This window comes from Candidatus Hinthialibacter antarcticus, assembly GCA_030765645.1.
Lineage (GTDB): Bacteria > Hinthialibacterota > Hinthialibacteria > Hinthialibacterales > Hinthialibacteraceae > Hinthialibacter > Hinthialibacter antarcticus.
Genome location: JAVCCE010000003.1, coordinates 35,978 through 48,828, shown reverse-complemented (window position 1 = coordinate 48,828; position 12,851 = coordinate 35,978). Strand labels below are relative to the sequence as shown.

Sequence of the window (12,851 nt, the reverse complement as noted above, 5' to 3'; positions counted from 1 at the left end):
TTCACAGATTCCTCAAAATAGAATAGACTGAACTGCTTGTTTTTTATAAACCATCATGCGCGAAATTTCTATTGTTAACACACGCAGGCGACGGCTTTATTTTTGAAGGGATGTTTGAAATGGTTCGCAATTCAATCGCATGGGTTACTCCACTGATAGCAGCATTTTGTATATTCACTTCATTCGCCGCTGCTCCTGACCTTCCTTTCTGGCAGGAATACCACCAGCCCTATCCCCTCTCAGGAGAAGCGAACGATGTCCGCGCGGTTGAAGTTGACGGGCAAGACCGCGTGTGGGCGGCGACCACTGACGGGTTGTTCTATCTAGAGAACGAAGCCTGGAAGCAAGCAGCAAGCGGCTCTTTTTATGATTTAGCCTTAGATCAATCGGGAACCCTCTGGGCGTCAGCCTGGAACGGGTTGTTTGAAATCACTGGGACCGATGCAAAAAAGATCGACGCCTTTGACGATCCGATATCCGTCGTGTGCGCAACCAAGCAAGGCTTGCTCGCGCTGGGGCCGGATTCAGCCTGGGAGCGCACCGGACAACGCTGGAAAAAAATCAACCGCGAATGGTCAGGCAACCTGCGCGACGCCGCGCTGGCGCCCAACGGCGATGTTTGGATCGCAACCGGAATGGAGCTGGTCCGCAAAGCGTCTTACGGCGTCCGCCGCATTTTTGGAACAGACGATTTGTTTTCAACCGAAGTTAACGCCGTTTGTTTCGCGCCGGACGGACGGCTTTGGATTGGCGAATATGGCGGTGTGGATATTTATGAAAACGGGACGCGCGTGGACACGCTCACCGCCGAAGACGGCCTGCCCTACTTTGATGTTCGCTCACTCGATGTCGGCCCCGATGGGCGGGTATGGATCGGGACTGGGCTAGGCGTCGCCCGCTACGACGGCGAGACCTGGTCGCTGCGCCATAGCAAGCGCTGGCTGCTCAGCGACGACGTACGCGACGTTGCATTTGATAAGGAAGGCGCCGCCTGGGTTGCGACCCGCGCAGGCGTCAGCGCCATTAAACGCAAGAAGATGACTCTCGCCGACAAAGCGCAGTATTACTACGAGATTTGCATGAAGCGCCATGTGCGCGAACCCTGGTTCGTGGAAAAATGCTATTTCCCCGATCCCAACGATCTGTCGAAGTGGGAACCGCGCGACGACGACAACGACGGCAGTTACACCGGAATCTATCTGGTCATGGAGGCGCTGCGTTACGCCGTCACTGGCGACCCGGATGCAAAAGACAAAGCCGACCGAGCCTATGACGCGCTTGAATATCTGCAAACCGTCACCGAAACTGACGGCTTCGTCGCCCGCACCATCATCCCCGGCGACTGGACGCACATGGCGGACGCCAACCGGACGTACTCCGAACAAGAAGCCATTGAGCGCCGCGTCTCCGACCCGCGATTCAAGCCCGTCGAAGTGAGATGGCGCCCCTCCAAAGACGGTAAGTGGCTCTGGAAAGGCGACACCAGTTCTGACGAAATCACCGGGCATTTTTATACCTACCTGATGTACTACGACCTCTGCGCCGACGCCGAACGCAAAGTGCGCGTCGAAAAACTGGTGCGCAAAATCATGGATTACATTATCGACGGCGGCTACGTGTTGCGCGATACCGACGGCGAGCATACCCGCTGGGGCGTTTGGGCGCCGGAGATTTTACTGCATGATCCCGACTGGCGTTCGGAAGCGCCCATCAATGCATTTGAAATTTTGTCGTATCTCAAAGCGACCTACCACATCACCGGCGACAAAAAATATCAACGCGAATATGAGAAATTCATTAAAAAACACGGATACGCCGAATTGGCGCGTCGCCCAAAAACCTACGGTCGCTCTGAGCGCACCCACATTGATGACGACCTGATGACCATGGTCGTCCCCGCGTTAATGAAGTACGAAACCGATCCCGAATTGAAAGCCATCTATCGCGAAGGCTATACCTGGGCCTACCGTACTGTGGCGAACGAAATGGACCCGTTCTTCAACTTCACCTTTGGTATGCTGACGAGCGGCGACTGCCAACTGGATGAAAATATTTTCTTCCTGCGCGACCAGCCGCTTGATTTGCGCCAATGGCATATTGACAGTTCCAAGCGTGAAGACGTTCAACTCGTACGAAGCCCGATGCTCGACCCGCTCCAACTCGACCGCATGTTGCCGCCCAGCGAACGCGGCGTCATGCGCTGGGATAAAAATCCCTGGACGGTGGTTTCAGGCGATTTCAGCGACGCCGAAGGCCGCCTGGAAAGCAGCGGAGTGTTCTGGCTGTTGCCGTATTGGATGGGGCGCTTTGCAGGATACATCGAAGCGCCGTCGAGTGAATTAGAATAGTAACTCTCAGTAATACCGAATCGTTCGCTGCGAAAGGCATGGGTTTTTTAATTATTGATAGGCCAGAATTTCAATCGCAACATTTGTTTTTGAGATGGCTTCTAATTCGACAAATCTTCAATCAGCGCTTCGGCGGCGCGGCGGCCTGAAACCATCGCGCCGTTGATGGACGCGTTATCAATATGGTCTCCGCAAATATATAACCCGGGTCGCACTCGCACGGGGCGTTGCGGCATATGCAAGGCAGGCGGCATTTGTTTGGGCAAGGCCCGGTCAATTGAATAGGATAATAAATACCGCCAAGTTTCCGTTACGCTGCCATACCATTCTTTGAGTTGTTTTTGCACCAAGCGCAACAATTCACTTTCGTCCATTGCCTGCTGGCCGATGACGGATACGGAAATCAACGTCTGCCCTTTTGGCGCATAACCGGGCGCGATATCGCTTGGCGTACAAATGTTGTTGATTGGCCCGGCGCCGTTCCCGTTCAAAACTAATATCGGTCGGTTGACGGGCGATTGGTCCGCCGAAAAATACAAACAGCGGACCGACTGGAACGCTTTGGGCGAAGCGCTCAAATGCAACGCCGCCGCATCAGCGCCGTCCGTTGCAATCACCACCGACTTTGCTTTGATCTCGTCCCCGGATTTCAACCGGACGCCTGCGTCCGTAATTTTTTCAACTTTTGCTTCGAGATGAATTCGGTCCGCCGGAATCTCATTCGACAATTGTCTGGGAATCGCCGCCATTCCATCTTGCGGCAACGTGGCGTCGCCTTGCGAAAACATGCGGAACAAAAAATCAAACATACGGCTCGACGTTGACAGTTCGCGTTCTAAAAAAACGCCGCCAAAAAAGGGACGAAAAAAACGCTCGATAATCAAGTCAGAAAAACCAAAGTCTTTTAATCGGCTAACGGTTGTTTGTTCGGTCCGTAAAAAAAGCGAATGCAACGGCGGATTACAAACATCGCCGCGCAACAACGCAATACGAAATTTGTCCGACAACGAACCAATCGGAGTAAACAGCGTCTGCAACCCGCTGCTCACCATTCGCATGGGGTCGGCGATCACATGGAATTCATTGGCATAGCGGACAATCGCGCCTGGTTCAAATGGATGTAATTGCAAGAGGTTATAATCGAGCACCGACTGCGCTTCGGGATAAGACGTCAGAAACACTTGAAACCCACGATCTAAAATAAACCCGTCTAGCAAATCGGTGCGTATCCGCCCACCGACTTCATCCGAGGCTTCATAGACGCCAACATCAATTCCATGACGATGCAACTTGCGCGCACAACATAAGCCGGCCAGACCAGCGCCAATGACAGCCACATCCACTTGAGTCATAACAGGCTCCAAACCATCTTACGCACAAAATAAAAACACAGCAGATTACGGTTCGTTGATTCAATCATAACGTAAAACGGGGGCGATGGAATTTCATCGCCCCCGTACGGTGAACTGGTTGGATTGAAGAGCGTGGAGAGCCTCAACGCCGCAAACAAGATTCAGGAGTAGGGTGCGGCGCTCCGGGCCTCATATACCGCCCGATATCCGACTAACCCTCCTCACCTCCGCAGCCACCTGAGCTATACGACGTACGACAATAGGTACAGTCATCTAACATAAAGTGGACCACCTCCTCTCTGCTCTGCCCATAATTAACCAGGAAGCGGGCCTCTTGTCAAGCAAATTATATCTATAGTAATTTATCTTTGATTTGGAACCTAAAAACGGTCTTCCAGATTGGTCGCGTAGCCGGAAAGTTCCATGTAACCGCGCCCGGTGGTTTTGCCAATCATCTCGACCGGGCCTTCCCAATAAATCACGCCCAATGAACTGACGGCGTTCATTTCGGCTTCATCAACCATCGGCTGAATTTGAAACGAAATATTTTTGTCTGGAACCGCAATTTCCCAACGGACAGGATAGTTCGCGCCAGTGATTGGACTGTTCCAGGTTTGTAATGGAACCATAGTGAAATCGTCACGCGTGAGTGGATGGGCCGTCCCGTCCGCGTCGACCAATGTCCCACCCGATTCGGGGATGAATTCACCATCGTTGTTACGCAAACCGTAGAGCATCAGGTCGCGACCATCATCAAGATGCAGACCAAACCAGTCCCACCCCTGAACGCCTTCGCCCAGTTGCGATGAACCCCATTCATGGTCAAACCATGAGGCGCCGCTGACGGGATACTCATCTCCATCGAAAGACAAAACGCCATCCGTTTTCATTCGCGTCCAGCTCAGGTAGGCGGAAGCGTTGCCGCTCTCGCTGCCTTTTTTTGAATAACCGCCGTTTTCTTGAAACACCAGCGGCTTTGATGGAGAGAGCGAAAACTCGACCCCAATCGCCGTCTCTCGATCCAAAGCCGAGATGCTCACTTCGCCGTTCCCATTACGCTTGAGTTCCCAATCGCCGATCCATGCGTGCATATCGTCCAGCGCCGCGTCAGCGAAACCCGCGCCGATGCGGCGAAAGCGCTCTGCGAACCGAAAGCCGTTATTCTGAATATCCGCAATCGCGAAGTGCCCCGCCAATATCTGTCGCGGCGCCATATCCGGCTCATCAGCCTTTTTCTCTCCAGCCTGAATGCCAACGCGGAAAATGGTGAACTGATAGCCAAAGCGGCGTCCCTCCCGTGTTTGGACTTGCCCGGTGAAGTACCACCATTCGGTGCGATAGTCAGGATGCGAGCCATGATCGCGCGGAAAGGAAAATTCTAAGGGAGGAACAATTTTCTTCCATTCCATTTCTTGCGCATTCACAAAGGCAGCGCTCAGTAATAATAGAAAAAACAATTTACGCATCATCACAAATCACCGATTGCAAATTTCGTTTAGCAACGACCCATGCAGGGACCGCTCCCGCCAACGCGCAAGCGGCCACCACCACGCCGTATAACATCAGCAAATCGCCGACGGGCCAGATCAATTGCAACGACCAGCGAAACGATTGCAGGTTAACGACTTTGACGAGAATCACGCCGATGACCGCGCCCGCCGCCAATCCGCCCGCGCCGCCAATGGCGCCGAGAATGCCCGCTTTCCATAAAACCAGTTTGGCGGTTTGCCAACGGGCGGCGCCGAGGATGCGAAGCAGCGACAGGTCCTGTTTACGTTCATTCACCAGCGCGAACAATACCATCACAACGGCAATCGCCGCGACCAGCGACGCGATGGCTTGAAGCGCAGCCGTGATAGCGAATGTCCGTTCAAAAATCTTCAAGATTTCTTGTTTGAGTTCGCGGTTCAAAAAGATTTCGATAAACCAGCGCCCCGCAAACGCCTCGCGCAAACGCTCACGCGCCGCAGGTAAATTCGCGTCCGGCGGCAAAAACAATGCGATGCCTTGCGGGCCATCGTCGGGGTGCAATTCGAGAAAATCATTGCGGTCGATTATCAAGGTCCCTTCATGGCTCGAATAATCGTAATACACGCCTACGACGCGGCGTTGAATTAAACCGCCGCGCGTTTGCAGTTCAACCACATCGCCTTCGCCAACACCGAACTTACGCGAAAACGCTTCGTTGACGATGGCGCCGTGGGTTTGCAGCGTTTCGGCGAAGACGTCTTTTGAATCACGCCCGCCGCGAAATGGAACGCCGCCGCGTTTTTGCACAATAGAAAATTCGCCCGCCGCAAAGATGATTTTTTCACCCTGAATAAACGCCTCTCCCATGTGAAAGGCGTCAATCTGATCGGCGTCAAACAACGTATGTACGATAGAAAGCGCTTCCGGCGACAAGCGCCCTGATGGAAGCCCGGTTTGCGATGAAACGGAACGGATCCAAATATCGGAACGCAATCCCTGTTCCGTCCAGTCTACGATTGTCTGCCGAAACGACGTCACCATGATCGACATGCCGACTGCGAGCGCGACCGAAACGCCGATGGCGCCCGCCGCCCACGCAGCGCGATTTCGGCCCGCAATCAGCCCGGCAAAAGCGAGTTGCATTGTGCTCGCAAATGGGCCGCGACGAAAGCGATGGGCTAGCGCAGCGCTCGCGTCGAGTAGCGGCCCCATCAATACGATCAACGCCGCCAAGATTGCGAGCGACGCGCCCAAGGCGGCGTAGGGCAAATCGTAGATTGGCGGCGCCAGCGAAAGCGCAACCGTTGCAACAATAAATCCCGCTGCGAGCAGCATTGGTTTTTGATAGGATTTTGCGTTTCGATACTCAGGGCGTTCGCTATTCAACGCTTGCAGCGGAGGCGTTTTCCAGGCTTCGAGCAAAGGGCCGAACGCAGACGCCATCGAGGTCACCGCGCCGAGACCAACCCCAAGCCAGAGCAACCAGGGCTGCCAGACGATTTCTGATTGAGGAGCGTCGCGCACCAAAACAGACATAGTTGCGCGTACGCTGGCCAGCGCGACTTGTGCGCCAGCGAACCCGCCCAACGCCCCAAGCAAACCGCCGACCACGCCAATGGCGGCGGCTTCGGCTAACACGGCGAACGCCAACTGACTTTTGGATGCGCCCAACGAACGCAGCATGGCGATCCAATAGCGACGCTGCACGATAGACGTGTACAACGTAGTCGCCACCAACACGCCGCCGACCAACAGTGAGATGCCCGACAAGGCTGTGAGGTTAAATCGTAATGCGCTGACCATGCGGTTGGTTTGGTTCGCGCGGTCGTCGGGCTGTTCGATGCGATATTCATTGGGCAGCGCTTCGCGCAAACTCGCGCGCAATGCATCGACGGGTACCCCGCGCCGCGGCATCAACTCAATGCGGTCAATGCGTCCGGCGCGCCCGAACAATTGCTGCGCATACGCGATATCCGCCACGATGACCCGGTCCCAGGCCGACGTCCCGCTTGGCGGCGAAAACACCCCAGCCACAGGGACTTTTATTCGTTCGCTTCGCAACGAGAGTTCTATGGAATCGCCTACGCGAATCGCGAGTTGTTTCGCTAAGGGCGTCGGCAGCATAACGCCTTCGCCGCGTAAGAGTTGCGTAAACTGTTCTTCGCCGAACGCCTCGCCCTCGTCCCAATCAAGGCCTCGAACCAAATCGTCCGAGAGCAAGTCTAATCCAAAAAATCGAACGAGATCATCAAGTTGAGGAACCAAGACGCGCTCATCTAACACGGGCGCAAACACGGCGTCGCGCGCGAAATGGCGTATCTCTCCAAGCAGTTGTTCATCTAAATCGCCCGGGCGGGAGATTTCTAATTTGGTTCGCCCGGCGAGTTCTTTGATGTCTTCTTCCATCGAACGAACAGCGGCCTGACACGCAAGCACCGTCGCGACAACGGACGCCGCGCCGATGGCGACGCCGAGCGCCGTCAACAAAAAACGGACAGGTCGTCGGCGAACAGGTCGCAGAAAAAACGCTTGTATAATCATCGGGCTTCGATGGCCTCAATGACGCCGTCTTGCAAACGAACCACCCGGTCGGCGCCGGCGGCGATGTTGTCGTCATGCGTCGCCAGCAATAACGCCGCGTTTTGTTCTCGCCTCAATTGGTTGAGCAGTTCCAACACACGTTGACCGGACTGCGAATCTAAATTGCCCGTTGGTTCATCGGCGACAATCAGCATCGGGCGCAACGCCAATGCGCGGGCGACAGCGGTGCGTTGTTGCTCGCCGCCGGAGAGTTCGGAGGGGTAATGTCCGGCGCGGTGCGTCAACCCCACCCGGTTGACCAGTTCGCGAACCCATTCACGGTCGCGTCTGCCTGCGATGGCTTGCGGAAGCGCCACGTTTTCTTCAACCGTTAAATGGGGCAGCAAATGAAACGCCTGAAACACCACCCCCACGCCAAAACGCCGATGGCGCGTTAATTCGGCTTCGCTCGCTTGCGTCAAATCCGTTCCATTGATAAAAATCTTGCCTTGGTCAGGCAGGTCAACGCCAGCCGTTAAATTCAAGCAGGTTGATTTTCCGCAGCCGGATGGCCCCACCATCGCAACCATTTCTCCATCACTCAATTCAAACGACGCATTGTTAAGCGCAATGACAACTTCATCACCGCGACGGTAGGTCTTCGTCACATTGTCTAAACGAATTGGCATTGAAAATCCTTTAAATGATTCGCTATATTGTACTAGCTACGCACAGACAATGTACGATTGCTTGGTAACGCACGCAACGCTTCACCATGCTTGCCCGATTGCCTTTGCGCCGCAAATCGCCTTTCCTTCACTCATGCGAATGATTTCGATTGACATCCCAACACAGATATATAAGATAACGGGGTGTATATTTTTTATTGATTTGGGGAGTAGAAGATGAAAAAACAATGTGGATTCACGCTGATTGAATTATTGATTGTTGTCGCGATTATTGGAATATTGGCGGCGATTGCGGTTCCAAATTTTATGAACGCGCAAATTCGCGCCAAACTCGCCCGCATTGAGTCAGACCTGCGCACTCTTGCCACCGCGCTCACCATGTATCGCGTTGACAATGGTCGCCCGCCCCAAGACACGGAGACGCAAAGCCACGGTTGGGTCTATTCGTATGTGTTACTGACGACGCCAGTCTCCTACATGCCCAACATTTTGGCCGACGTGTTCCAAGCAGACGATGTTCTACAAGGCTCAGAGCATCACCGCATCGGCGGACCCAACGGGCCGTTAAGTTATGACTATGGGACGGATGTATTTCATGGCTATGAAGGAAGCGCGAAATCATCAAACCACCCTTGGTATCGAGCGTGGGGTAGTTCGACCTGGAAAACCGGCAGCCCCGGCCCCGACTTAAAATATACCAATGTTGGCTTGCCTGCTGGCGCGGGATGGCTGGCGGGCAGTTATTATGATTCTACCAACGGGCTGATCTCGCCCGGCGACATTTATCGCGGCGAAAACTTCTATGCCAAAAAAGGCGGCGCCGACCGACAGTAACCAAGCAGAAATGAACTCAAATGAGACGCACTTCATTCAGACGGGGCGAAGCATTCATTCGTCCCGTTTTTTCATTTCAATTTGATTTCTCAGATGCACATTTCCTCGATACAATGGAAGAAACAAACAAGGAGCCACTGCGATGGAAAAAGCCACATTTGGAGAAGGTTGTTTTTGGTGCGTCGAAGACGCATACCGAAAAGTACACGGCGTGATTGACGCCGTCAGCGGTTATATGGGCGGCCATCTCGCCAACCCGACCTACCAGGACGTTTGTTCGGGAACCACCGGACACGCCGAAGTCGTACAAGTTGAGTTTGATCCTGAAATAATCACCTATGAGCAACTACTCAACATTTTCTGGACGACGCATAACCCAACGCAGTTAAACCGACAAGGGCCGGATGTGGGCGAGCAATATCGCTCGGCGATTTTTTATCACACACCCGAACAACAGGTTGCCGCCGAAGCCTCAAAAGCCGAAATGGACGCAACGGACAACTTTAAACTCCCCATCGTCACAACCATCGAACCAGCGAGCGCTTTCTGGCGCGCCGAAGAATATCACCAGAAATATTATGGAAAACAACGCGCCTGCCGCCTCCTCTAAGCAGGCGTTCGTCTATTTTTATCCTCTATACATTTTCTCTATCTTTCATCATTCTCCCATGATAAAATCTGTATATACAAAATGTTTAATTCACTTTTGCTTTGACCTTTATTTCAATTGATGTGGGAGGATACGTTAATGCGCAAGTCTGGATTTACGCTTATTGAATTGTTGATTGTGGTAGCCATCATTGGAATCTTAGCCGCAATTGCCGTCCCTAATTTTCTCAACGCACAAATTCGCGCAAAGTTAGCGCGCAACCTGGCTGACATGAAAGCCACTGCGACTGCGGTACAGATGAATCAAGCAGACCGAAACGTGCTTCTGGTCGACTGGTGGGACGATGATCAAGAATGGGGCCACACACGATTAAGAGAAATATTCAACATGGTCGGCGCCAATGACTTCGAGTCGCGTAATACCTTCGACATCTTAGGCCCGCTCACCAGCCCGATTAGTTATATCGCCTCGCTGCCGATTGATCCGTTCTTCCCGCAAGAATCCGGGGCGCAATCCTACCGCTATGGCGACAATGACCCCGAAGGCGCCGGCCCCGATCACGGCTTCGGCTCTTTTTTTGAAGCGAACATAAAAATCACTGGACTGCGTGTGTTGAATACAGGCGAATTTGTGTTGATCGGTATTGGCCCGGATGGGATATTGGGAATCAATGCAGGGTTCGGCGACATTGTGCGCGGGTTGCCGTATGACCAAAGCAACGGCTTAGTCAGTTCCGGCGATATTACGCTGCGCGGCAGCGGCGGCATCAACCAATAGCCGTTGGACAATCACATTGAATCAAAACGACGAGTCCAATCAAACCATCAATCTGTTTGACGTTACGATTCAAAATGTTTCGCTTAACCAAGCGGTTCGTCAAATCATCCAACAAACCGGCGTCAGTGGATTGACGCCGGTTTGTTTTATGAACGCGCATTGCGTCAACATCGCAGCAAACAACCATGAATACCGGAGCGTTCTGCAACAGGCGCCTTTGGTATATGCAGACGGCGTTGGAATGCAAATCGCGGCGCGATGGATGAAGACGCCTTTGGTTGATAATGTAAACGGGACAGACTTGTTCCCTCAATTCTGCGAAGCCCTGCAAGAAACAAATCTCAAACTATTTTTACTCGGCGGCGCCCACGGCGTTGCAGACGAATTGAAGTACAACCTCGAGAGGCAATATCCAAAAATAAATGTCGTTGGCGTACACGATGGTTTCTTTGACGAAAATGAAACACCGCAAGTTATCGAAACAATCCGAAACGCAAAAACAGACATTCTGCTGGTCGCGATGGGCGTTCCCAAACAAGAAAACTGGATCACAACTCACGCGGCGAAAACCGGTGCGCGCGTCGCAGTCGGCGTCGGCGGCTTATTTAATTTTTACTCGGGACGCATCCCCCGGGCGCCGAAATGGATGAGGGCCTGCGGGTTGGAGTGGCTGCATCGCATGACGCAAGAGCCGGGGCGGTTATGGAAACGCTATTTGATTGGGAACGCTGCGTTTCTATTGCGTGTATTTATCCATGCAAGAAACAAAAACGGCGCATCGAATTGATGCGCCGTTCGCAAGTATGAATCAATCAAGTTTAGTCTTTCTTGGTTGCGCTGTAGGTATGGGTCGAATAGCCGTAGAAGTTCTCCGCGCACTCCATGATGGTTTCAGACAATGTTGGGTGGGGGTGTACCACTTCGGCCAAGTCGCGCACGGTGGCGCCCATTTCAATGGCGAACGCGCCTTCGCTAATGAGGTCGCCCGCGCCAACGCCCGCAATGCCGACGCCTAACACGCGGTCAGTTTCCGGCTCGACGATCAGTTTGGTCATGCCGTCGGGGCGGTCGAAGGTTAATGCGCGACCCGATGCGCTCCAGGGGAACTTGGCGATCTGCACTTCAATGCCGCGCTCTTTAGCTTCCGACTCGGTCAATCCGCACCAGGCGAGTTCAGGGTCGGTAAAAACAACAGCGGGGACAATCACATTCTCGAACGCGTTCTCGTCGCCGAGGATAACATCGACCGCGATGCGCGCTTCACGGGAGGCTTTGTGCGCGAGCATGGCGCCGCCGACCACGTCGCCAATCGCGTAAATCGACGGGTCTTTGGTTTGCATGGTTTTGCTGACTTCAATGAAGCCTTTGCGGTCCGTGGTAGCGCTGGTATTTTCCAGACCAATGTCTTCTGAGTTGGGCGCGCGCCCGACCGACACCAAAACGCGGTCATATTTTTCTTCGACTGGTTTGCCGCCGTCGATTGACATAGTGACTTTAATCTTTTTGCCACTGGTCGCCATATTGGTGACCTTGGCGTTAAGGCGCACTTCTTTGAATTCTTTGTCGGCCCGTTCTTTCACATAGCGGATCAAGTCACGGTCAGCGCCCGCCAGAATGGTATCGACCGCTTCGACAACAACAATGTTGCTGCCCAGGGTTTTATAGACGGTGCCCATCTCCATGCCGATATAGCCGCCGCCGACAATCAGCATATCTTTGGGGATGTCTTGAAGTTCTAGCGCTTCGTCGGAGGTCATCACGCGCGGGTTGCCCAAATCAAACGCCGAGGGCAACGCCGGCACCGAACCAACGGCGACAATCGCCTGCTCAAATTTGACATACTTCTGGCCTTCGTCGGTTTCGACCCGCAAGGTATTTGAATCTTCAAACAATCCGCGCCCATACATCACTTGAACATTACGGCGGGCCGCCAGCGATTCGACGCCCTTCGCAAGTTTATCAAGGATCGATTCCTTCCAAGCACGCAACTTGTCGAGGTCAATCTTCGGTTCGGCGAATGTTACGCCGCGAAACGACGACTCTTTGGCTTCCTCAATCAATTTCGCCGCGTGCAGATAGGCCTTGGATGGGATGCAGCCCCGGTTCATACAAACCCCGCCCAGGCGTTTGTATTTTTCAATCATGATGACTTTTTTGCCGCGGTCAGCGGCGTAAAACGCAGCCGCGTAGCCTCCAGGGCCGCCTCCAACCACAACGATTTCCGTTTGAATCGGTTTCATCAGTTTGGTTC

At 53.5% G+C, this 12,851-nt stretch carries 10 protein-coding genes; 5 read left to right on the top strand and 5 right to left on the bottom strand.

Features of this window, described 5'->3' with window-relative positions; translation table 11 throughout:
- The first annotated feature begins 71 nt into the window (after positions 1-71).
- Positions 72-2,348: a hypothetical protein gene (locus tag P9L94_00790; GenBank protein ID MDP8242587.1), complete on the top strand. Its 2,277-nt coding sequence runs from the start codon at positions 72-74 to the stop codon at positions 2,346-2,348.
- Between the two features lie 101 nt (positions 2,349-2,449).
- Here P9L94_00790 and P9L94_00785 read toward each other — a convergent pair whose 3' ends face one another.
- From P9L94_00785 to P9L94_00770, 4 genes are all read right to left on the bottom strand, one after another.
- Positions 2,450-3,700 (bottom strand): NAD(P)/FAD-dependent oxidoreductase, encoded by a 1,251-nt coding sequence (locus tag P9L94_00785; protein MDP8242586.1) that lies wholly within the window; start codon positions 3,698-3,700, stop codon positions 2,450-2,452.
- A 380-nt stretch (positions 3,701-4,080) separates the two neighbouring features.
- Entirely contained in the window at positions 4,081-5,169 is a 1,089-nt protein-coding gene (locus P9L94_00780) for a lipocalin-like domain-containing protein (protein ID MDP8242585.1), read from the bottom strand.
- Entirely contained in the window at positions 5,159-7,711 is a 2,553-nt protein-coding gene (locus P9L94_00775; protein ID MDP8242584.1) for an ABC transporter permease, read from the bottom strand. The genes P9L94_00780 and P9L94_00775 overlap by 11 nt, the downstream gene beginning before the upstream one ends.
- Positions 7,708-8,379, bottom strand: a complete 672-nt coding sequence (locus P9L94_00770) for an ABC transporter ATP-binding protein (GenBank protein ID MDP8242583.1) — start codon at positions 8,377-8,379, stop codon at positions 7,708-7,710. Before P9L94_00770 ends, P9L94_00775 begins: the two co-directional genes overlap by 4 nt.
- Positions 8,380-8,595: 216 nt before the next feature.
- On the opposite strand from P9L94_00770, the gene P9L94_00765 reads away from it, so the two are divergent.
- From P9L94_00765 to P9L94_00750, 4 genes are all read left to right on the top strand, one after another.
- Positions 8,596-9,213, top strand: coding sequence for a prepilin-type N-terminal cleavage/methylation domain-containing protein (locus P9L94_00765; protein MDP8242582.1), 618 nt, complete (start codon positions 8,596-8,598; stop codon positions 9,211-9,213).
- 142 nt (positions 9,214-9,355) lie between these two features.
- Positions 9,356-9,823: a peptide-methionine (S)-S-oxide reductase MsrA gene (gene msrA, locus P9L94_00760; protein MDP8242581.1), complete on the top strand. Its 468-nt coding sequence runs from the start codon at positions 9,356-9,358 to the stop codon at positions 9,821-9,823.
- A 138-nt stretch (positions 9,824-9,961) separates the two neighbouring features.
- A complete protein-coding gene (locus tag P9L94_00755) occupies positions 9,962-10,600 on the top strand; it encodes a prepilin-type N-terminal cleavage/methylation domain-containing protein (GenBank protein MDP8242580.1) in 639 nt (212 codons plus the stop codon).
- A 16-nt stretch (positions 10,601-10,616) separates the two neighbouring features.
- On the top strand, positions 10,617-11,387 hold the full coding sequence (locus tag P9L94_00750) for a WecB/TagA/CpsF family glycosyltransferase (protein ID MDP8242579.1): 771 nt from the start codon (positions 10,617-10,619) through the stop codon (positions 11,385-11,387).
- Between the two features lie 31 nt (positions 11,388-11,418).
- Here the strand turns inward: P9L94_00750 and lpdA are convergent, their stop codons facing one another.
- Positions 11,419-12,840, bottom strand: a complete 1,422-nt coding sequence (gene lpdA, locus P9L94_00745; GenBank protein ID MDP8242578.1) for a dihydrolipoyl dehydrogenase — start codon at positions 12,838-12,840, stop codon at positions 11,419-11,421.
- Positions 12,841-12,851 lie beyond the last annotated feature (11 nt).